Here is a 21,399-nt window from a genome sequence, read left to right on the forward strand (position 1 = left end):
AATCAACTATGAAAACCAGATTGTTAGCTTTATTATCCGCAGTATTTTTTAGCTTTGGGATAGCAAACGCCCAAGAGGTAGATTGCAATACAACTTTAAATCTTTTTTCGCAAAGTGCGAAAATTAAAGATTATAAGTCTGCCTTGCCTAATTATAAAAGTTTAATTGAAAGTTGTCCAAAAATTAATTTAGCAGTTTACCAGTATGGTGAGCGCATGTTTAAACAATTTATTAAAGAAACTGAAGGTGATGCTGCAAAACAAAAAGAATATGCACAAGCTTTAATCAAGAATTACGAATTACGATTAGAAAACTTTCCAAGCAAGACAGCAAAAGGTGAAGTTTATTCAGATATTGCTCAAGTAAAGTTTGATAGTGAATTAGGTTCTATAGAAGACCAGTACAATGCTTTTGATAAGGCTTGGGAATTAGATAAAGAATCTTTTAATAGTCCAAAGGCTTTATATGCTTATTTTAATTTAGTAGTGAAATTACAAGAATCTGGGAAGAAAGATCTTCAAGATGTATTTACTAAATACGATGAGCTAATTCAGAAAATAGAGCGTCAAGAAATTTTTCGTGCAGAGCAGGCTGAACCTTTAATAGAAAAGCAAGAAGCAGGAGAAGAATTAACTTCTACAGAGAAAAGAGTATTAGGTAATTCTGAAATCTACTTGACTAACTTTATGAAGATAAAAGGATCAATTAACTCTATGTTAGGGGAAAAGGCAGATTGTGAGAACTTAATTCCGTTATACCAAAAAGATTTTGAGGCTAAGAAAACCGATACAGAATGGTTAAAAAGAGCAGCCAGAAGATTGTCTGCTAAAGATTGTGATGATCCATTATTTTTTCAGTTAGTAGAAGCGTTACATACTGCAGAGCCTTCAGCTAAAACAGCTTATTATTTAGGTCAATTAGCGGATAAAGGTGGTAACGACGCTAAAGCATTAGAATATTATAATCAATCGGCAGAGTTAGAGGTAGAACCTTTGGCTAAAGCTAAAGTGTATTATAAAATTGCTAATAAATACAAAGCAAAAGGAAGCTTGTCTCAAGCAAGGAATTTTTATAGAAAAGCACTTAAATTTCAACCTTCTCTAGGAGTAGCATATTTAAAGATTGCTGCTATGTACGCAGGAAGTGCAAATAACTGTGGAGGAACATCATTTGAAAAAAGAGCGGTGTATTGGTTAGCAGCGGAATATGCAGATAGAGCTAATAAGGTAGATCCTTCATTAAAATCTGTAGCTACTAAAACAGCAGCATCTTATAGAGCTACTGCTCCGCAAAAGCAAGATATTTTCACTTCAGACTACAAACCTGGAAGTCGTATTTCTTTTAGCTGTTGGGTAGGAGAGAGTGTAAGAGTACCTGCACTTTAGTAAAGTATTTATGTATATCACATATCATCATATTTTAAAAGGCATTGTTGCATTAGTTTTTGCAACAATGCTTTTTTCATGTCAAAATGGTTTAAATGAAGCGCGAAAATTTGATGTAGATTATCAAGCTCCGCTAACTGTGGGGGAAGGGATTAATCTTTTTTATACCGATAGCGGTAAAGTAAGAGCTAATCTTAGAAGTCCTAAAATGTTAGATTTTACTAATCTTCAATTTCCATATCGGGAGTTTCCTGATGGAGTAGAAGTAGATTTTTTTAATGAAAAGCAAGAGAAAACCAATATTATAGCAGATTATGGTATTATTTACAATACTACAAATTTAATAGACCTGAGGGGAAATGTAAAAATTGTGACTGCAGATAGCACCATTTTAAATGCTAAACAATTATATTGGGATCAATCTAATAGTTGGATTTTTTCTGATGAAAAATATAATATACAAATGACAAACGGAGCGTTAAACGATGGAGAGGGTTTTGATGCTAACGAAAATTTTGATAAATTCATTTCACGCTCCAATGTTGGAGTGCAATATATAGACGAATCTGAAAAATAATGAAGTTTTTTAAATATTTTGAATACGCTTATTTGGTATTTGCGCTACTTTTCTTTTTTGAATCTTATCGTATATGGGGAGAATCTGAAAGTAGAGGTTACCTGTGTATATTTTTAGGTTTTGTAGCCGCCTTTATGTATTTCTTTAAGCGAAGGTTTAGAAAAAAGTTAGAAGAACGTACTAAGCGCTAATGCATACAGAAATCATAATTATTGTTTTTTCTCTTATCTTGTCAGCCTTTTTCTCAGGGATGGAGATCGCTTATGTGTCTTCCAATAAGATACATATAGAAATAGAAAAAAAACAAGGAGACTTTTTAGCTAAAATCTTGGATAGACTTACCCGAAAGCCTTCTAAATTTATTGCCACTATGTTGGTGGGTAATAATATTGCTTTAGTAATTTATGGTTTCTATATGGGTGATCTATTGGTAGACTGGCTTACCCAAATGGGGCCTTTTGAAAATAGTTTTTTAAACTATTGGATTAGAGACGGACTTATTTTTAGCCAAACTTTAATATCTACGCTAGTTATTCTTTTTACAGCTGAATTTTTACCGAAAGTCTTCTTTCAGATTTACGCCAATTCCCTCTTAAAAATATTTGCTTTACCAGCCTATTTCTTTTACATCATATTTAGCTTTATTTCTGCATTTATCATTTGGATTTCAGATTTAATGCTGAAACTTTTTTTTAAAACCGAAGGAGACGAGGTGCAATTGGCATTTAGTAAAGTAGAGTTGGGAAACTATATTTCAGAACAGATGGAAACGGTAGAAGAACATGATGAAATTGATTCTGAAATTCAGATTTTCAAAAATGCCTTAGAGTTTTCAGAAGTGAAATCTAGAGAAGTGATGATCCCGCGTAACGAAATCGTAGCTGTAGATAGTACAGAGTCTCCTAAAAATTTAATTAAGATTTTTACAGAGACAGGTCTCTCTAAAGTATTGGTTTTTAAAGAGACAAGTGACGATATAATTGGTTATGTGCATAGTTTCGAGATGTTTAAAAATCCTAAAGATATTCAATCTATACTAATGCCTGTGCTTAATGTGCCTGAAACCATGTTGGTGAATGATGTGTTAAACATGCTCATTAAAAAGCGTAAAAGTATAGCAGTCGTAATCGACGAATATGGCGGAACCAGTGGAATGATGACGGTAGAAGATATTGTAGAAGAACTTTTTGGAGAAATAGAAGATGAGCATGATCCTATCGTGTTGTTAGAAGAGCAATTAGCGGAAAATAAATATCGTTTCTCCGCCCGTATAGAAGTAGATTACATTAATGAAAATTATAAATTTAATTTACCCGAAGGTGATAATTATGAAACCCTCGGCGGTTGGATTGTCAATCATACCGAAGAAATACCTGACCAAGGAGGGAAGGTTTATATAGAGAACTTTAGAATCACAATTGTAGAAGTTTCAAACACCAAAATAGAGTTGGTTGAGTTAGAAATATTAGAAGAAGATTAATTGTTTACTTTTTAAGACATATATGTTTTATATTTTCTTTTAATATCTTATTTTCGCCCACTATTTAGTTAAAAATCATATAAAATGGCAGTATTAAATAAAATCAGACAACGTTCTGTTTTCTTAATTATAATTATCGCTCTTGCCCTATTCTCTTTTGTATTGGCAGACTTGTTTAAAAGTGGTGGACTTTCCGGGCAGAAAAATCAAAATACAATAGCTACCATTAATGGTGAAGATGTAACACGAGAAGATTTTGCTAGAAAAGTAGAAGGATTTCAACGTAACAGAAGAAATGTATCAAGTACTCAAGCTGTAAATCAAGTTTGGGATATGACATTGCAAGAAGAATTACTAAAAGAGCAGATAGAAAAAACAGGCATCTTAGTAGGTGACGACCAGTTTAATATGATGCTTAAACAAGTATATGCAGGTAACCCTAATTTTACAAATCAAGCAGGAATGTTTGATCGTGCTGTTTTAGAAGAATATGTTGCCAATTTAAAAGCAACTTCCCCACAAGCTTATGCACAATGGGAGTCTATGGAAGAGCAAATTGTATTGCAAGCCAAAAACCAAATTTACTACAATATGATTAGAGCAGGTGTAGGTGCAACTTTAGTTGAAGGTGAACAAGCTTACTTACTGCAAAATGAAAGTGTAGATTTAAAATATGTGATGCTTCCTTACGCTAATGCAGAAAATGTAGAAGTTTCTAAAGAAGAAATTAAAGACTACATCAAAAAACATAAAGCACGTTTTGAAAAAGAAGCGAACACAAATATTAAGTACGTTTATTTTGAAGAAAAAGCTTCAGCTAAAGACGAAAAAGAGGCTAGAGAAGAGTTAGAAGCAGAAGTCAGTAATTTTAACGCTGCTGAAGATGTAGAGCGTTTTATAGCTTCAAACTCAGACATGCCTTACGATGCTACTTTTAAATTCAAATCTGCATTGCCTTCAGAAAATGCTAATCAGATATTTAATTTAGAAGAAGGTCAAACTTACGGCCCATATAAAGAAAACGGTTTTTGGAAATATGCTAAAATAACCGGAGTAAAGCAAATCGCAGATTCAGTTAAATTAAGAAGAATTTTAGTTTCGTATCAAGGTTCTGCAATAGACCAAGGAGATTTTACGCAAACCAAAGAACAAGCTAAAAATTTAGCAGATAGTATTGCTGAAGTAGTGAAAGCTGATATTGCTAAATTTGATGAGTTAGCGCCAACATATTCAGACGATCCAAGATCTAAAGATAATGGTGGAGATTTAGGATGGAATCGTTATTCTAACGCTCGTCTAACTCCAGAAGTAAAAGATTTTGCTTACAATAACACAAAAGGTTCTGTAGAAGTTGTAGAAAATCAATTAGGTTTTCATGTAGTGATGGTAGAGCAAGCTAACAATAAGCAAAAAGCGATACAAGTAGCAACCATTGCAAAAAGTATAGAGCCATCAGAAGATACTTCTAGTGAACTATATACAGAAACTACTAAGTTTGAAATGCAAGCAGCTGATGGAGATTTTGATAAATTAGCAGAAGAAAGTAGCTATCAAGTTAAAAAGGTGACTAATATTAAAGCGATGCAAGAAAATCTTAATGCCGCTTTAGGGAATCAAAGATCAATTGTAAAGTGGACTTTTAACGAAGAAACTAAAGTAGGTGATGTAAAACGTTTCGATTTACCTTCAGGTTACGTTGTTGCTAAACTTACAGGTAAAAATAAAAAAGGTTTACAATCTCCAGAAGAAGCATCACCAGAAGTTACGCCTATTCTAAGAAAAGAAAAACAAGCGAAACTTATTGAAGATAAAATTTCAGGAAAAAGTATGGATGAAATTGCTGCTAGCGAAAATACAAAAGTCCAAACCGCTAATGCAATCACATTAAGTAACCCAACTTTACCAGGAGCTACAAGTGAACCTGAAGTTGTAGGAGCTGCTTTTTCATTAAAAAGTGGTGAAACAACAGAACCTTTAGCTGGTAAGAAAGGAGTTTATGTAGTAGAGTTAGTGAAAAAGAATGAAGTTACTCCGTTAAATTCTTATAAAACTTTTGCTAATAGAGAAAGCAACACTAGAGCTGCAAATGCATTATCTAGAGTGAATGAAGCCTTAGAGAGTTCGGCAGAAATAGAAGATCATAGAGCAGACTTCTATTAGAAAAGAGTTCTTTTAAAATAAAAAAAACCGTTCCTTTTTGGAGCGGTTTTTTATTTTAAAATACCATTTCAGAAAAATCGATTACCGTGGAGAATCCTTTTTCTTTAAAATAAGCTTTTTCTTTATCTTTACCGGTGGCTATTATAAAATCTCCTCCCCAAGCACCTAAACTTTTTAAGCTTCGAGGATAGTCTTTAAAAAGACGTTCTTTAACGGTTGGCATTCCTAAGATATTAGCTAAGATATTTTCGTGAGTTTCTATTAAATTTTCAAAGCCTAAAATAGAACTCGTATTTAAGGTTTTAGTGGTTATTTCATTTATCTTTTTAATCCATTCTTTCTTTCGAGCTAAATCTTGCTTTCGATAATGCTCAATGCCTTCTCGACTATTTTGCTTTTGATTTAGATGAACAAAAAACAATTCATCTTTAAAGCTAGGAGCAAATCTTACTCCTTCGACTAAAGGATTTTTATTTTCTTGAAGTTGAAACAAAATAGGATTTGAATGTTTCGCACAGGCTAAATCGTAACCGCTCCCTCCAAAAGTATTCGCTAATAGTTCGTAAGGATTTATTTTTGCCCAAGTCGCTAAATTATTGATAAGCGTTGAAGAAGAACCCAATCCCCAATCTTGAGGGAATTCTAATTCAGTAGTCAATGAGTATCCAGTTTCTTTAAATAATTCTGGTTGTAATTCTCGTAAGTAAGAAAGAATTTTCACTAAGGTTTGGCAGATCTCTTTCTTATTAGAAGTTGCTAGTTTCTTCTTCGGAAGAAATTCTGCTGCGGTGATTTCATATTCTTGTTCAAACCAAGTATTTCCAAAGCAATCAATACTTTTCCAAGAGATTCTGTTTTTTTCAATTTCAGAAACGCGTAGCGACTGACCTTTTTTTGTAGGTACCGCCAAAGCTTTTGCGCCGTCTAAAATTAAATATTCAGCGGTGAGTAAAAGTTTGCCGTGGCTGTAAAACTTAGTTTTCATTTCTTAGACTTTTAATAATTTCAACCACTGCACTATGCGTTACAGTGTTGCTTTTAAAATGTTCAACTACCTGTTGGCGTTCAGTTTCATTAGCTTCAAACTGATTAAGAATATTCATTAAATGCATTTTCATATGTCCCTGCTGAATCCCTGTAGTTGTTAGCGATCTTAAAGCTGCAAAGTTTTGCGCTAAACCAGCAACAGCAACGATCTTCATTAAATCTTTAGCCGATGGTTTTTGTAGCATTTCTAAAGCTAACCTTACTAAAGGGTGAAGACTTGTTAAGCCGCCTACGGTGCCTAACGCTAAAGGAATTTCCATCCAGAATCTAAAGATTCCATTTTCTATAGAAGCATCGGTTAAACTGCTGTAGCTTCCGCTTTTTGAAGCGTAGGCGTGAGCGCAAGCTTCTATGGCTCTAAAATCATTTCCTGTTGCTAAAACTACGGCATCGATTCCGTTCATGATTCCCTTGTTGTGCGTAACGGCGCGGTAAGGTTCTATTTTGGCAATTTTAACCGCTTCTACAAATTTGTGAGCAAATTTTTTGGCATCAGCTACGTTTGGTGATAATTGTTCTACGGGGCAGCTTACTTCTGCTTTCACCAGGCATTCAGGGACGTAATTAGAAAGAATACTCATAATCACTTCTGGCTGTTCTTCCTCAGAAAAATTAGCGTACAAATTAGCTTCATGAGTAAAAGTTTTGGCAATTTGTTCTAAACACGTGTTAATAAAATTAGCCCCCATTGCATCTAAGGTTTCAAAGGTGCAATGCAGTTGGTAGTAGTTTTCAATCTCGGCCGTTTTATTGCGAAGTTCTATAGAAGTGATTCCGCCACCACGTTTTTCCATATTTTTAGTAATCGCCTTTACTTCTTGAATAAGTTGGGGCTTAACATGATGAAAAAATGTTTCTAATTTCTTAGTCTCAGCTGCAAAATTAAAATGTACCTGACCTACTTTTTGTGTTGAAAGTACTTCCGCCTTAAAACCGCCTTTGTCTAACCAAAACTTTGCGGCGTTACTGGCAGCTGCCACCACAGAACTTTCTTCAATCGCCATTGGGATCGTGTAAAGCTCGTTGTTAATTAAAAAATTAGGAGCTACACCAAATGGTAAATAATAATTTGATACCGTGTTTTCGGTAAACTCATCGTGTAGTTTTTGTAGCTTTTCATCTTTATTCCAATAGAGTTGTAAAGTTTCTTTTGCTTTTTGTGAATTGCTGAAATGATTTTTAGTAAGCCAAGTTATTTTTTCTTCTTTACTAAGTTTAGAAAAGCCTTTTATTTGCTGCATGAGTTTTGTCTAATTCAATTGAATGGCAAAGATACAATTCGCTTTCAAAATAGTTGAAGCTAGTACTCAGAAACTAATTTCAGCTTAATTATAGCTATACATATCCTTAACAAAACATTAGTATTTAACATGTAAATTACCTGTTTTTTAATGATTTTTTAGTAAACTTGAGCTTCAAAATTTGAATTCTCTAATCTGTATGAAATTACAACACTTGTTTGTGACTACTTTTTTAGTGGTTACTGGCTTTATAAATGCTCAAAATAAAGAGATTACGCTAGAAGAAATTTGGGGAGGCGAGTTTAGGCAAGAGTATTTGCAATCGCTACGTTCTTTAAATAATGGGAAAGAATATGCCGTAAAAAACTTTGATCGCTCAAGCAATACAATGAACGTTGATGTTTATAGTTATGAAACTGGAGAGAAAACGAGAACACTTATTAGTTCGGCGGATATTGATGGTTTAGATTTTTTTCAAGATTATACCTTAAGTGACAATGAAAATAAAGTAATTCTTTCCACTCAAGTGCAATCGATTTATAGACATTCAACCACCGGAATTTTCTATGTATACGATTTTGAAACTGAAAAACTTACTTCCATTTCAGAAAACAGAATACAAGAGCCAACTTTTTCTCCAGATGCTACTAAAGTAGCTTATGTGTTTAAAAATAATATTTACATAAAAAATCTTTCTTCAGGAGAAACTATACAGGTAACTACAGACGGTAAAAAAAATGAAGTTATAAATGGCGTTACCGATTGGGTTTATGAAGAAGAATTTGCATTTGTAAGAGCTTTTGATTGGAACAAAACGGGAAGTGAAATTGCATTTTTGCGTTTTGATGAAACTGAAGTGCCAGAATTTTCTATGGATATGTATGGCACTTACGGTCAACAATTATATCCTACCCAAGAGGTTTTTAAATACCCAAAAGCTGGTGAGAAAAATTCTGAGGTTACGTTGCATTTGTATGATGTAGATGCCAAAAAAACTTCAGCAGTTGACTTAAAGAAAGACTACGAATACATTCCAAGAATTAAATGGACAAATAATCCCGAGGTGCTAAGCGTGCAAGCCATGAATAGACATCAGAACAATTTAGATTTAATTTTTGTTAATGCTGAAAAAAATACTGCGGAAATTATTTTAGAAGAAACCGACGATGCTTATGTAGAGATCACCGATAACCTTACGTTCTTAAATGATAACAGCTTTATTTGGACTAGTGAAAAAGACGGATGGAATCACATTTACCACTACAGCAAAACTGGAAAACTTCTAGACCAAGTGACGAAAGGAAATTGGGAGGTAACGCAATATTATGGTTTTGATGCAACGACCGGTAGAATTTATTTTCAAAGTACCGAAAACGGAAGCATAAATCGTGATGTTTTTTCAGTACGTTCTAACGGAAAGAATAAAGTTCAGCTAACTCAAAAACGCGGATCTAATGATGCAGACTTTAGTGCAGACTTCACCTATTTTATCAACTCATACACAAGTGCAACAATGCCTTACGAGTTTACCCTTCACAAAGCTAGAAACGGAAAAAAGATAAGAGATATTAAAGATAATAAAGCTTTGTTAGAAAAATTGAAGCCTTATCAACTTTCTAATAAAGAGTTTTCTACACTAGAAGTGAACGGTAATGAACTTAATATGTGGACAATTAAACCGAAAGATTATGAGGCGACAAAGAAATATCCACTTTTAATGTTTCAATATTCAGGCCCAGGATCACAATCGGTAAGCAATACATTTTATGGTTCTAACGATTATTGGTACCAAATGTTAGCACAGCAAGGTTACATGATTGTTTGTGTAGATGGTCGTGGTACTGGTTTTAAAGGAGCAGATTTTAAAAAAGTGACCCAAAAAGAACTAGGAAAGTTTGAAGTAGAAGATCAGATAGAAGCTGCTAAAAAACTTGGAGCAAGAGAAGATGTAGATGCAGAAAGAATAGGAATTTGGGGTTGGAGCTATGGTGGCTTTATGGCCTCAAACTGTATTTTTCAAGGGAATGATACTTTTACGATGGCTATTGCAGTAGCGCCAGTAACAAGCTGGAGATTTTATGATAGCATCTATACAGAACGATACATGACGACACCTCAAGAAAATGCTTCAGGCTATGATGATAATTCGCCTATTAATCACGTAGATGGTTTAAAAGGAGATTTCTTACTAATTCATGGTAGTGGTGATGATAATGTGCATGTGCAAAATACCATGCAAATGGTAGAGGCTTTAGTGCAAGCTAATAAACAGTTTGATTGGGCGATTTATCCTGATAAAAATCACGGTATTTATGGAGGCAATACAAGACTTCATCTTTATACGAAAATGACCAACTTTATAAAAGAAAACTTATAATAATATAACATAAGAGATATGACTTCACATACAGTTCCTGCTCATAAAAAAGAACTTTTAGGGCATCCGGTAGGGCTTTATATTTTGTTTTTAACCGAAATGTGGGAGCGTTTTAGTTATTACGGAATGCGAGCAATTCTAACGCTTTATATGGTTGCTAAAACCACAGAGGCTAACCCCGGATTAGGATGGGATAAAGGTGAAGCATTAGCCCTTTACGGTTGGTACACCATGTTAGTGTATGTGATGTCTATCCCAGGTGGGATGATTGCCGATAAACTTATTGGTCAGAAAAAATCAGTGCTCTATGGGGCTATTATTCTTTGTTTTGGTCACGGTGTTTTAGCGATTGAACAAGATTGGGCATTTTACACAGGGCTAGGTCTAGTTATATTAGGGGTTGGTTTGTTAAAACCTAATGTTTCTACGTTAGTGGGAGGTTTATATAAAGAAGGAGACATAAGAAGAGATAAAGGGTTTAGTATATTTTATATCGGGATTAACCTTGGTTCTTTATTAGCAACAACATCTGTAGCAATCGTTGCTCAACAATATGGATGGCATTATGGTTTTGGTTTAGCGGGAATCGCTATGTTGATTGGCTTGGTCGTTTATATTTGGGGACAAAAATTTCTGACTCACGTTGGTAATCAAGCAACCGAAAAAGATCCGAATGAAGTTTCAATTCCAGATTTATATAAAGATCTTTTTAGCTCTCCGATTCAGTTAGGAGTTACTGCTCTTTTATTAGTTTTATCAGCTTACGGTTGGTACGTATTGGGTTGGTCTTATGGATTATTATTCATCTTTCTTTCAGCAATTACAGCTTTAATGATGATGATTTACAAAGATTTAGAACTGAAAATAAATAAAGACCGTTACTTAGTTTTATTACTTTCCTTTTTAATTGTGATTGTATTCTGGGGAGCTTTCGAGCAAGCGGGTGGTTTAATGAATATTTATACACAAGATAAAACAGATCGCGTATTACTGGGTTACGAGATTCCTGCGGCGATGTTTCAGGGGTTAAACGCAGCTTTCATTATTATATTTGCTACAGTAGTTGCTGGTTTCTGGGCTAAAAGAAAATTAAAAGGTCATGAAGCATCTTCCTTATTCAAAATGGCGATTGGTGTGATTATCATGGGACTCGGTTTTGTGTTTATGGTATTCGCTTCCATGGAATTTGATGAAGAAGGTAGCTCAGCTATGTATTGGTTAGTGTTAGCGTATTTATTTCATACGATAGGAGAATTATGTGCTTCGCCAGTTGCACTTTCATTTATCACAAAATTAGCTCCACTACGTTATGCTTCTTTAATGATGGGAGTTTATTTTGCAGCTACAGGTTTAGGAAATAAAGTTGCTGGATTGTTGGGAGAAGGCTCAGAAGAAGTAGGAGAACAAACTATTTTCTTAGGAATAACCATTTTTACGGTTATTTTTGGCTTGTTAGTGATAGCTATCTTAAAACCGCTAAAGCGTCTAACGCATGGTGCAGAAGATAAAGAACGTAAGTTAGATCAGGTAGAAGACAACGAGCCTTACGAAATAGAAGAAAATTTACAACAGAATTAAATTAATATCGAAATATAAAAGATGGCAGAAGTAGTAGCATCAGCAGAGCATAACGAGTTCTTTAAAAGTAAAGTTTTAGGGCATCCTGCGGGACTTTTTGTTTTATTTTTCACAGAAATGTGGGAGCGTTTTTCTTTTTATGGAATGCGTGTATTATTGGTTAACTTCTTGACTATGGCAGTGGTCGGTGTCGATTTTCCTGGTTGGGGATGGTCTACAGCAAATGCTGGAGCTTTATATGGTACCTATGCCGGGCTCTTATATTTAACTCCCATCCTAGGAGGAATTATCGCAGATAGACTTATTGGTTATAGATGGGCAGTAGTCGTTGGAGCTATTTTAATGACTATAGGGCATGCCGCCATGGCTGTAGAGACAGAAATTATGCTCTATGTAGGTTTAGGTTTTTTAATTTTAGGAACCGGTTTTTTTAAGCCTAATATCACCTCTATTATTTCTGAAATGTATAGATTTTTGCCAGAGAAAAAAGATGGTGCTTATACCATTTTCTATATGGGGGTAAATGCTGGCGCTTTCTTCGGAATGATGCTCTGCGGTTATTTGGCAGAAAAATTAGGTTGGAGCTGGGGCTTTGGTCTTGCGGGTATATTTATGTTATTAGGAACACTTCAGTTTTGGTTAGCAAAACCACTTTTTGGTAAGATTGGAGGAGTGCCTGAGAAAGGAAGAGAAGTAGAAGTTTCTGAAGAAGAAAAGAAAGACTACAAAGCAAATCCATTTTCAATTTTCGATAAAGTCTTAATTATTATAAGTGCAGCACTTGGTCTCTTATATTTAATTAACGACCCTACCTCTAAAATTGGTGATGTAAATTTACTTCCTGAAAAAATGCCTTTTGAAATAGGAATAGATTCTATATCAGGACCTATAGGTTTCGCTATTATTGGCTTGGTTTTATTTTTGGTGCTCATCGTTTCTAGAATTTCAAGATATACCAAAGTGGTTCGTGATCGTATGATTGCTGTAGTGATATTTGCATTCTTTACGGTTGTGTTTTTCTTATGTTTTGAGCAGGCAGCTTCTTCTTTGGTGTTATTTGCTAGAGATTATGTAGATAGAACTTTAGAAGGGAATGCAGCACTTATTTACAATATCATTAATTCTTTGCTTACTATTATTCCATTAGGGATCATAACTTGGGTATTAATTTTACTATGGAAACAAACGCATAAAAGAGTCTTAGGTTCAAATGTTGTACTTATGGTTTGCTTTTTAGGGGTTTGGGCCTTAGTACTATGGATGTTAGGAAGAGAGTTTTCTTCAGATTCTATTGAAATTACAGTATCTTGGTTTAGTATTTTGAACTCGTTTTTCATAATTACTTTTGCCTCTATGTTTTCAAAATGGTGGGAAAGTAAATACAACCCTTCTGCAGCTTTAAAATACGGAATTGGCTTAGTATTGGTAGGTGTTGGTTTTGCATTTTTAGCCTACGGTTCAGATGGGGTAAACCCTGGAATTAAAGTGAGTATGATTTGGCTAATATTGGCCTATTTATTCCACACCTTAGGAGAACTTTGTCTATCACCAGTAGGGCTCTCTTACGTAAGTAAATTAGTGCCAGGTAGAATGATTGCCCTAATGTTCGGGATGTGGTATTTAGCGATCGCTATAGGTAACAAATTAGCAGGTTCACTGGGAGGAATGGTAGATAGCATTAAAGAAGACTATGACTTGTCTACTTTCTTTTTAATATTCACAATTATACCTATTGTAGCTGGAATACTTGTTTCTTTATTACACCCGATACTCAAAAAACTAATGCACGGAGTAAAATAAAAAGCTATTTACAAAATATGCTTTGGAATAGTTTTTGAAATTAAAAATGAATATGAAAAAGAGTTTGTTAACAATTATAGTTCTTCTCCTAACGCTAGCTGTTAGTGCGCAAGAAATTGAATGGATGAATATGAATGAGGCTTTAGCAGCACAGAAAAAAGAGCCTAAGAAAATTTTTATGGATGTCTATACAGAGTGGTGCGGTCCTTGCAAATTGTTAGATAAAAATACTTTTCATAATAAAGATGTAGTGAAATTTATAAATGAAAATTTCTATGCCGTTAAATTTGACGCAGAAGGAACCGAAAAGATAGATTATCAAGATTTTGTTTATACCAATCCTAACCACGATCCTAATAGAAAAGGTAGAAACGCACAACATTTATTTGCCCATGCCTTAAAAGTTTCGGGTTATCCTAGCATGGTTTTCTTTGATGAAAAGTCTGATGTTATTGCACCAATTACCGGTTATCATACGCCTAAAGACTTAGAGATTTACTTAAAAATGATAGCTAGTGATGATTATAAAGAATTAACTACTAACGAGGCTTGGCAAGAATATGAAGCTAATTTTGAAGGTTCTTTTTAGTAATATATAAATTTTGATGTTGAAAATGTGCTAAGATGTTCAACGATCAATGATGAAAGCTCCCTTTTCACCTGTGTAGTGAAGAGGGAGCTTCTTTTTTACACAAGTTTTTCTCCAACGTTGCACATAAGAGCGGTAATTATTTCCATCGGCAATAACCTGATCAGGGTTTAATTCTTCAATCACATGCTCTAAATTAATTTTTGGAGAATTACTTAATAATATATAATTGACCTTGACGTTTTTCGGTAATTTGTAAATTCCTAAACTATCAATCACTAATAGTTTTTTATTTTCAGTAATCGCATAAATGTTTTTTATCGGAAATTGTTTAGCTTGTTTGATAGCTAATTCGGTTTTAAAATTATCGATTGTGTTTAAAGAATAGCCATGTAAGCTGTCGTTACAGTAAATGTTGAGTTGGTAATTTTCTTTTTCTGCTAAAAGAGTTTTTCTGTTTTGATGCAGAATATAAAACTTATCAATTTTATAAATCCTGTAGAATTCATAAATAAAGAAAAACTGAAAGTTAAGCATTGATAAGAGCACAGCGTAAATAAAAGTCTTTTTGTAGTATTTTATAACTAGAAATACTAAAAGGATGAATAAGTATAAAGAAAGCATCATTTTTTTTGTAAAAAAGATATTTTCAAGAAGTAGACCGTCCATACTTGCAATCTTATGAATAATCCATAATAAGAGGTCTAAGCACATTGCATAACCCTCATAGATTAAAGGAATTTCTAATTGAAGAGATGATGCTATAATGGCAATAATCCCCAAACTTAATAGAATAAATAACCAAGATAGAATCAATAAATTAGCTATTAGAAACATAGCAGGAAATTGATGAAAGTAGAATATGCTGAGCGGTAGTACTCCCAATTGTGCACAGAAGCTCACTAAAATTAAATCTATCGACTTTCTGCCCAACCAGTTTTTAATGTAAAATTTATTTTTTAGTAAAGGTTGAAAACTAATAATCCCCAAGACGGCCAAGTAGCTCATTTGAAAACCTACAGAAAATATAAGATAAGCATCATAAATTAACATTACTAAGGCCGACAGGCAAAGCATATTAAATGTAGAACCTTTTCTATTGAAGATGAGCCCAGCATTTAGAAAGCTAAACATTAATGCCGCTCTAATCACAGATGGTGAGCAGCCTACAATCAAAGCAAATGCCCAAATACAAATCACACTCAATCCATAAGCAATCCACTTTCCTGCTTTTAATTTCTTTAAAGGTGTAAATAAAACATTAAGTATAATTAAAAGAATACCAACATGTAAACCAGAAACTGCTAATATATGAACCACTCCAGCAGCTGTAAAATCATGATAAATATCTTTACTTAATTCTTTTCTTTGGCCTAAAAGTAATGCAGCAGTTAAATTAATTTGGTTTTTTGTAAAACCGCTTTGATGTAGACTTTCTAGAATTTGTCGACGAAATTTTTCTGCCGTCTTCTTAAAATAAAAACCTTCATTTTCTGAAATATTTACCTCATTAATTTCAGTACTCACCTGCTTAAAAACTTGTTGCTTCTTTAAGTATAATTGGTAGTTAAACTGATGCGGATTAAGTGGTGCAAAAACATCGTTTAGTTTTTCTTTTAAAATAATAGAGCTTCCAATTGCTAATCCTTTTTGAGTAGAATCTTTTTTAATAGAGAGTAGAACTTTACCTTCAGTTGGTTTTTTTTGGAGTGTTTTTACATCTAATAAGTAATTAAAATAATAACGATTTGGCTTAAGTTTATCTGTAATAACGCCTTCTATTAAAAGCTCTTCTTTTAAATTTTGATGAATGTAATGTTGCTTTTTATTTTCAACACGTTGCAATTGAGCTATAGTAAACCCAATGGTAAGCATTGTAAAACCAACCAAAAGGGTATGAAAAGGGCTAAAAAATAACTTAGATTTACTGTAGTAATAGTTAGTAAAAAATAAGAAAAGTATAAGCCATAAAAGCCCTAAGGTATATTTTAATGGAACTAAAAATTGAAACCCTAAAACAATACCAAGAATAAAAAGTGGGGTAATGAATAAAATGGGATGGTTTACTAACTTCATTACCACTTAAAGTTAGTAAAAAATAATTTATTTTTCTAAAAAACTCTTTTCGCGATAATAAAAGCATCGTTCCAATAATGTTCATTCAATGAAGAAACAATTACTCCTCTTGAGGTTGTTGAATGTACAAAGTTTACACTTCCAGGAACAAGTTCAACCACTAGGCCTACGTGATTAATCACATTTTTATTTTTATTGGTTTGGAAAAAAAGTAAATCTCCAACATTAATTTCATTAGCGTGTAGCGATCTTCCTTCTTTTGCCATATCTCGTGATACTCTCGGTAACCTAATATTTTCACTTAAAAAAGAAGTATAAATAAGTCCGCTGCAATCCATTCCTTTTTTAGTAGTTCCGCCATATTTATAACGAGTTCCTTGAAAGTCTAAGGCATAATCTGCAACTCGCGTAGCTGTAGGCACAGGATCATAACGATAAGAACTACTTTTTTTCACGGGCCCGCTTGCTGGGGAGTGAGAAGCAATTCTTTTTTTACTTCCGCAAGAGATAAGTGTAAACGATAATATAAAGGCTAACAGTAATTTATTCATTCTTATTAATTTTTTTATAGATAAGCTTTGCGGTAGCCTGGCTTGCTCCAGACCCTCCTAATTTATCTTTTAAAACTCTATAATCATTAAATAATTGTTCTCGGTAAGAAGGAGTTAATAGTTTTGATAATTCAGTTTTTAAATTTTTCACATTAAATTCATGCTGAATGAGCTCTTTTGCCACTTCTTTATTCATAATTAAATTGACCAAAGAAATATAATCAAGTTTAATTACGCGTTTAGCAATTTCATAAGAAATTCTACTCCCTTTATAACAAACAACTTCTGGTACGTTAAATAAAGCGGTTTCTAGCGTTGCTGTGCCCGAAGTAACTAAGGCTGCGGTAGAAACACTTAGCAAGTCATAGGTTTTATTCATAATCAAGAAAACATTACTTTTCTTTAAAAAAGGCTCGTAAAACGATTGATCTTGACTTGGTGCTCCAGCAATTACAAATTGATAATCTTCAAAATCTTTAGTAACCTGAAGCATATTGCTTAGCATTTTAGCGATTTCTTGCTTTCTGCTTCCGGGTAAAAGTGCAATAATAGGTTTAGAAGATAATTGGTGTTTTTGGGTGAATTGTTCAAAAGAAATTTCATTTCTATTTTCTATAGCATCTAAAAGCGGATGGCCCACAAAATGTACAGGAAACTGATGTTTGTCTTCATAAAAGTCTTTTTCGAAGGGAAGAATAACATACATCTCATCAATATCCCTTTTAATAGCTTTGATGCGGTTCTCTTTCCAAGCCCAAATTTGCGGAGAAATATAATAATGTGTAGTGTAACCTTTCTCTTTAGCCCATTTTGCTATTCTAAAATTAAACCCAGGATAGTCGATAAACAAAATAACATCGGGTTGAAAGTTTTCTATATCTTGCTTGCAAATCTTAATGTTTTTAAAAATCGTTTTTAAGTTGAATAAAACTTCAACAAATCCCATAAAGGCTAAATCTCGATAATGTTTAACAAGTTTACCTCCTTGTTTTTGCATAAGATCGCCACCCCAAAATCTAAATTCTGCATTTGGGTCTTCTTTTTTTATCGCTTTCATTAAATTAGAAGCGTGTAAATCTCCCGATGCTTCACCGGCAATGAGGTAATATTTCATCTTAATTAAATTTTAAAATGGCAATGCTTACTGCTGCTATTAAAGTGGCAATGAGTACACCGCGAGAACGATAAGGTTGGTTTTTCTTTAAAAAGACAAAAAAAGGTAAGAAATTAGCAATTGCTCCAAGGGCAATAATGCTTCCTAAAAAATCTTCTTCTCTAGCTTTAATAATCGTCTCTTCTAGTCCGTTTGGAGAAAAAAGTGTGATGTATAGGTAAATTCCTGCAAGGTTAGCAAAGAGTCCTACCAGTAAGCCAATAACTATTTCTTTTTTAATCATTTAAGCTCCAGGTGTTAAGTTCTTTTAAGTAATGATGTGCAGTAAGATCAAATTGTACGGGCACTAAAGATACATAGCCATTTTCTAAAGCCCATTCATCTGTATCTTCACCTTCGTCTTGATTTACAAATTTACCGGTGAGCCAATAGTAGTCTCTGCCTTGAGGGTTGGTACGTTTATCAAATTCTTCTACCCAGTGTGCTTTTGCTTGGCGACAAACTTTAATGCCTTTAATTTCTTTTTCGGTTAATTTAGGAAAGTTTACATTTAAAACCATTCCTTGTGGCATACCTTCGTCTAACACTCTTTTTGTGATCGTTTTTATAAATTTAGTCGTAGGTTTAAAATCTGCGGTAAGAGAATAGTCTAATAAAGAAAAACCAATAGCAGGAATTCCTTCGGTACCGGCTTCAACCGCCGCACTCATTGTGCCAGAGTAAATTACATTAATAGAAGAGTTGGAGCCGTGATTAATACCACTAACACACAAATCTGGTTTTCTTTTTAAAACTTCTTGAGTTGCAATTTTTACACAATCTGCTGGCGTCCCAGAACAACTAAACTCTTGGTGGTCTTCTGTTTCTTTTAACTGTACTGGGTCGCAATATAAATTATCGTTAATGGTTATAGCATGCCCCATTCCGCTTTGTGGACTATCAGGTGCAACTACAACTACGTCGCCAATTTCTTTCATAATGTTAATGAGATGTCTAATTCCTGGGGCGGTAATCCCATCGTCATTGGTGACTAAAATTAATGGCTTATCTTTACTCATAACTGTTTTTTTATGCTAAAATAAACAATTCTTTCCCAACGAAAATAATCTTTACCTATAATGCAGAGTAAATAGTATTATGATTGTTTTATAAGGTTAGTACTAAAAAAAATATTAATTTTATGTCTTGCCAAAATTTCTCTGAAATTTAAAACTGACAATAAAAAATTTTGGCATAGTTTTTAAAGTGATATTATAGAAATTTGCTAATGAACCTAAATAGATTTATGAAAAGGAATTATAAAGTTTTTTTGTTAGGGCTATTACTGGCAGTTGCCTCTTGTAGTTTTACCACCAAAGAGTTTGATCCAGACTCAGATAAAGATGAAGTGCTTATTGAGTTGATCTCATTTGTGTTAAGCAAAGGGCACTATGACCCTAAAGACATTGATGATGAGTTCTCTAAAAGTGTTTATAAAAGTTTTTTAAATAGAATTGATGCAAGAAAACGCTATTTCTTAAAAGAAGATATTAAAGAGTTTCAAAAGTTTGAAGATAAGATTGATGATCAAATCAATGCACATCAAATCGATTTTTTCAACCTGACTTATTCTAAATTAGAAAATCGTCTAAAGGAAACAAAAGCTTATTATCCTGAAATTTTATCAAAGCCTTTTAATTTTAACGAGGAAGAAGAAATAGATACAGATTATGATAAAATTGATTATGCCGGATCTAAAGCTGAATTAAAAGAAAGATGGAGAAAACAATTAAAGTTTTCTACCTTAAGTACGTATTACGATTTAAAGAAAGAGGAAGAAGCAAAAGCAAAGGAAGATGAAAGCTATTCGACTAAATCTGATGCTGAATTAGAAAAAGAGGCAAGAGAAACTACTAAAAGTTCATTAGATGAATTTTACGATCTAAATGAAGATATAGAGCGTAAAGATTGGTTTGGCGTTTATATAAATTCTATTGTAGAAGAATTTGATCCGCATACGTTTTACTTTGCGCCAAGAGATAAAGAACGCTTTGATATTCAAATGTCAGGAAGCTTAGAAGGTATTGGAGCAAGGCTTCAAAAAAAGATGGATAATATTAAAGTAGTAGAGATTATCTCTGGAGGTCCTGCTTGGAGAAGTGAAGAGTTAGAGGTAGGAGATTTAATTCAGAAAGTGAAACAAGAAGAAGAAAAGGAGCCTGTAAATATTATAGGAATGCCAATAGATGATGCGGTAGATTTAATTAAAGGCCCCAAAGGAACCAAAGTTACTTTAACAGTTAAAAAAGTAGATGGTACTGTTCAGGATATTATCTTAGAAAGAGATGTGGTAGAAATAGAAGAAACCTATGCTAAAAGTGCGATGGTGAGTAAGAATAATCGTAATTATGGCTTAATTAATTTACCACGATTCTATTTTGATATGGATGATGCCAAAAATAGAACCGCAGCTTCAGATATCAAAAAAGAAATTATTGAGCTTAAAGACCAAAATATGGATGGTCTTGTGATAGATTTGAGAAATAATGGCGGAGGTTCGCTAGCAACAGTTATAGATATTGCCGGGTTATTTATTGAAAAAGGCCCTGTAGTTCAGGTAAAATCTGGAAATGGAGAACGAGAAGTGTTAAAAGATAAAGACAAAGAAATTTTATGGGATGGGCCATTAGTAATCTTAGTGAATGAGCTTTCTGCTTCTGCTTCAGAAATCTTAGCAGCGGCAATGCAAGATTATAAACGAGCTATCATTATAGGAAGCAAACAAACTTATGGTAAAGGGACTGTTCAGAACGTGATCGATCTTAACCGTTGGATGCGCAATAGTGATTTAGGAGACATGGGCGCCTTAAAAATGACTACCCAAAAGTTTTACCGTGTAAACGGTGGGTCTACACAATTAGAAGGTGTAAAAAGTGATGTAGTGGTGCCAGATCGTTATAGTTATATTGATATAGGTGAAAAAGATACAGAAAACCCATTACCTTGGGATCAAATTGAGCCTGCAAATTATAAAGAATGGGACGGTTATGCAGATTTTGATAAAACATTAGAAAAAAGCAAGCAACGAATGGCAGCTAGTAAGCAACTTCAGCTTATTGATGAAAGTGCAAAATGGATTAGTGAACAGAGAAATGAAGATGTTTACCCATTAAACTACACTACTTACGTGCAGCAAATAAATGAAAATGAAGAGTTAGCGAAACACTTTGATTCTATAACTAGTTACAAAACCAACTTGAGTTTTGAAGCGCTACCTAATGAAAAAGAAATGTTTGTACAAGATAGTACACTCCAAGAAAAAAGAACACGTTGGCATAAAAATTTAAGCAAAGATGTTTATGTAGAAGAAGCTGTAAATGTATTAGAAGATTTAAAAGAAAGTGTAGAGAAAAAATCTAAATTAGCAAATAATAAAAAATAATTT

At 33.6% G+C, this 21,399-nt stretch carries 17 protein-coding genes; 10 read left to right on the forward strand and 7 right to left on the reverse strand.

The window, feature by feature from the left end:
* Window positions 1-8 precede the first annotated feature (8 nt).
* The 5 genes from KW502_RS01275 to KW502_RS01295 all read left to right on the forward strand — a co-directional run bounded on the left by KW502_RS01275 (window position 9) and on the right by KW502_RS01295 (window position 5,602).
* Entirely contained in the window at window positions 9-1,385 is a 1,377-nt protein-coding gene (locus tag KW502_RS01275) for a hypothetical protein (protein ID WP_219038711.1), read from the forward strand.
* 10 nt (window positions 1,386-1,395) lie between these two features.
* Entirely contained in the window at window positions 1,396-1,962 is a 567-nt protein-coding gene (gene lptC, locus KW502_RS01280; RefSeq protein WP_219038712.1) for an LPS export ABC transporter periplasmic protein LptC, read from the forward strand.
* On the forward strand, window positions 1,962-2,153 hold the full coding sequence (locus tag KW502_RS01285; protein ID WP_219038713.1) for a hypothetical protein: 192 nt from the start codon (window positions 1,962-1,964) through the stop codon (window positions 2,151-2,153). Before lptC ends, KW502_RS01285 begins: the two co-directional genes overlap by 1 nt.
* The gene (locus KW502_RS01290; RefSeq protein WP_219038714.1) at window positions 2,153-3,442 is read left to right on the forward strand and encodes a hemolysin family protein; all 1,290 of its coding nucleotides are present in this window, start codon (window positions 2,153-2,155) and stop codon (window positions 3,440-3,442) included. The genes KW502_RS01285 and KW502_RS01290 overlap by 1 nt, the downstream gene beginning before the upstream one ends.
* Window positions 3,443-3,526: 84 nt before the next feature.
* A complete protein-coding gene (locus tag KW502_RS01295) occupies window positions 3,527-5,602 on the forward strand; it encodes a peptidylprolyl isomerase (RefSeq protein ID WP_219038715.1) in 2,076 nt (691 codons plus the stop codon).
* A 55-nt stretch (window positions 5,603-5,657) separates the two neighbouring features.
* On the opposite strand, the gene KW502_RS01300 is transcribed toward KW502_RS01295, so the two are convergent.
* Complete coding sequence (locus KW502_RS01300; protein ID WP_219038716.1) at window positions 5,658-6,587, reverse strand: GYDIA family GHMP kinase; 930 nt, start codon at window positions 6,585-6,587, stop codon at window positions 5,658-5,660.
* A complete protein-coding gene (locus KW502_RS01305) occupies window positions 6,577-7,890 on the reverse strand; it encodes a hydroxymethylglutaryl-CoA reductase, degradative (RefSeq protein ID WP_219038717.1) in 1,314 nt (437 codons plus the stop codon). Before KW502_RS01305 ends, KW502_RS01300 begins: the two co-directional genes overlap by 11 nt.
* A 199-nt stretch (window positions 7,891-8,089) precedes the next feature.
* Between KW502_RS01305 and KW502_RS01310 the strand changes: the two genes are divergently transcribed.
* Genes KW502_RS01310 through KW502_RS01325 form a run of 4 tightly spaced genes read left to right on the forward strand, consistent with a single transcriptional unit; the run spans window position 8,090 to window position 14,234 of the window.
* Window positions 8,090-10,267 (forward strand): S9 family peptidase, encoded by a 2,178-nt coding sequence (locus KW502_RS01310; RefSeq protein WP_219038718.1) that lies wholly within the window; start codon window positions 8,090-8,092, stop codon window positions 10,265-10,267.
* Window positions 10,268-10,285: 18 nt separating this feature from the next.
* Window positions 10,286-11,845, forward strand: a complete 1,560-nt coding sequence (locus KW502_RS01315; RefSeq protein WP_219038719.1) for a peptide MFS transporter — start codon at window positions 10,286-10,288, stop codon at window positions 11,843-11,845.
* Window positions 11,846-11,866: 21 nt separating this feature from the next.
* Window positions 11,867-13,645, forward strand: a complete 1,779-nt coding sequence (locus KW502_RS01320) for a peptide MFS transporter (protein WP_219038720.1) — start codon at window positions 11,867-11,869, stop codon at window positions 13,643-13,645.
* Between the two features lie 52 nt (window positions 13,646-13,697).
* Window positions 13,698-14,234: a thioredoxin family protein gene (locus tag KW502_RS01325; protein WP_219038721.1), complete on the forward strand. Its 537-nt coding sequence runs from the start codon at window positions 13,698-13,700 to the stop codon at window positions 14,232-14,234.
* Between the two features lie 39 nt (window positions 14,235-14,273).
* Here KW502_RS01325 and KW502_RS01330 read toward each other — a convergent pair whose 3' ends face one another.
* From KW502_RS01330 to surE, 5 genes are read right to left on the reverse strand one after another with little or no spacing between them, the layout of a single operon-like run.
* The gene (locus KW502_RS01330; protein WP_219038722.1) at window positions 14,274-16,310 is read right to left on the reverse strand and encodes a ComEC/Rec2 family competence protein; all 2,037 of its coding nucleotides are present in this window, start codon (window positions 16,308-16,310) and stop codon (window positions 14,274-14,276) included.
* A 35-nt stretch (window positions 16,311-16,345) separates the two neighbouring features.
* On the reverse strand, window positions 16,346-16,861 hold the full coding sequence (locus KW502_RS01335; RefSeq protein WP_219038723.1) for a C40 family peptidase: 516 nt from the start codon (window positions 16,859-16,861) through the stop codon (window positions 16,346-16,348).
* Window positions 16,854-17,975, reverse strand: coding sequence for a lipid-A-disaccharide synthase (gene lpxB / locus KW502_RS01340; RefSeq protein ID WP_219038724.1), 1,122 nt, complete (start codon window positions 17,973-17,975; stop codon window positions 16,854-16,856). Before lpxB ends, KW502_RS01335 begins: the two co-directional genes overlap by 8 nt.
* A 1-nt stretch (window position 17,976) precedes the next feature.
* Window positions 17,977-18,258 carry a hypothetical protein gene (locus KW502_RS01345; RefSeq protein ID WP_219038725.1) on the reverse strand — a complete coding sequence of 94 codons (282 nt, stop codon included), beginning with the start codon at window positions 18,256-18,258 and terminating at the stop codon, window positions 17,977-17,979.
* Window positions 18,251-19,033 carry a 5'/3'-nucleotidase SurE gene (gene surE / locus KW502_RS01350; RefSeq protein ID WP_219038726.1) on the reverse strand — a complete coding sequence of 261 codons (783 nt, stop codon included), beginning with the start codon at window positions 19,031-19,033 and terminating at the stop codon, window positions 18,251-18,253. Before surE ends, KW502_RS01345 begins: the two co-directional genes overlap by 8 nt.
* Before the next feature lie 227 nt (window positions 19,034-19,260).
* Here surE and KW502_RS01355 point away from each other — a divergent pair, with 227 nt between their 5' ends.
* Window positions 19,261-21,396, forward strand: a complete 2,136-nt coding sequence (locus KW502_RS01355; protein ID WP_219038727.1) for a carboxy terminal-processing peptidase — start codon at window positions 19,261-19,263, stop codon at window positions 21,394-21,396.
* The last annotated feature ends 3 nt before the right edge of the window (window positions 21,397-21,399 follow it).

It is taken from the genome of Mesonia aestuariivivens, from assembly GCF_019311235.1.
Lineage (GTDB): Bacteria > Bacteroidota > Bacteroidia > Flavobacteriales > Flavobacteriaceae > Mesonia > Mesonia aestuariivivens.

Coding starts and splice junctions, on each gene's coding strand:
- KW502_RS01330 (WP_219038722.1), bottom strand. CDS start 16,310: ATGAAGTTAGTAAACCATCCCATTTTATTCATTACCCCACTTTTTATT.
- KW502_RS01295 (WP_219038715.1), top strand. CDS start 3,527: ATGGCAGTATTAAATAAAATCAGACAACGTTCTGTTTTCTTAATTATA.
- KW502_RS01300 (WP_219038716.1), bottom strand. CDS start 6,587: ATGAAAACTAAGTTTTACAGCCACGGCAAACTTTTACTCACCGCTGAA.
- KW502_RS01305 (WP_219038717.1), bottom strand. CDS start 7,890: ATGCAGCAAATAAAAGGCTTTTCTAAACTTAGTAAAGAAGAAAAAATA.
- KW502_RS01325 (WP_219038721.1), top strand. CDS start 13,698: ATGAAAAAGAGTTTGTTAACAATTATAGTTCTTCTCCTAACGCTAGCT.
- surE (WP_219038726.1), bottom strand. CDS start 19,033: ATGAGTAAAGATAAGCCATTAATTTTAGTCACCAATGACGATGGGATT.
- KW502_RS01310 (WP_219038718.1), top strand. CDS start 8,090: ATGAAATTACAACACTTGTTTGTGACTACTTTTTTAGTGGTTACTGGC.
- KW502_RS01355 (WP_219038727.1), top strand. CDS start 19,261: ATGAAAAGGAATTATAAAGTTTTTTTGTTAGGGCTATTACTGGCAGTT.
- KW502_RS01275 (WP_219038711.1), top strand. CDS start 9: ATGAAAACCAGATTGTTAGCTTTATTATCCGCAGTATTTTTTAGCTTT.
- lpxB (WP_219038724.1), bottom strand. CDS start 17,975: ATGAAATATTACCTCATTGCCGGTGAAGCATCGGGAGATTTACACGCT.
- KW502_RS01315 (WP_219038719.1), top strand. CDS start 10,286: ATGACTTCACATACAGTTCCTGCTCATAAAAAAGAACTTTTAGGGCAT.
- KW502_RS01290 (WP_219038714.1), top strand. CDS start 2,153: ATGCATACAGAAATCATAATTATTGTTTTTTCTCTTATCTTGTCAGCC.
- KW502_RS01335 (WP_219038723.1), bottom strand. CDS start 16,861: ATGAATAAATTACTGTTAGCCTTTATATTATCGTTTACACTTATCTCT.
- KW502_RS01320 (WP_219038720.1), top strand. CDS start 11,867: ATGGCAGAAGTAGTAGCATCAGCAGAGCATAACGAGTTCTTTAAAAGT.
- KW502_RS01345 (WP_219038725.1), bottom strand. CDS start 18,258: ATGATTAAAAAAGAAATAGTTATTGGCTTACTGGTAGGACTCTTTGCT.
- lptC (WP_219038712.1), top strand. CDS start 1,396: ATGTATATCACATATCATCATATTTTAAAAGGCATTGTTGCATTAGTT.
- KW502_RS01285 (WP_219038713.1), top strand. CDS start 1,962: ATGAAGTTTTTTAAATATTTTGAATACGCTTATTTGGTATTTGCGCTA.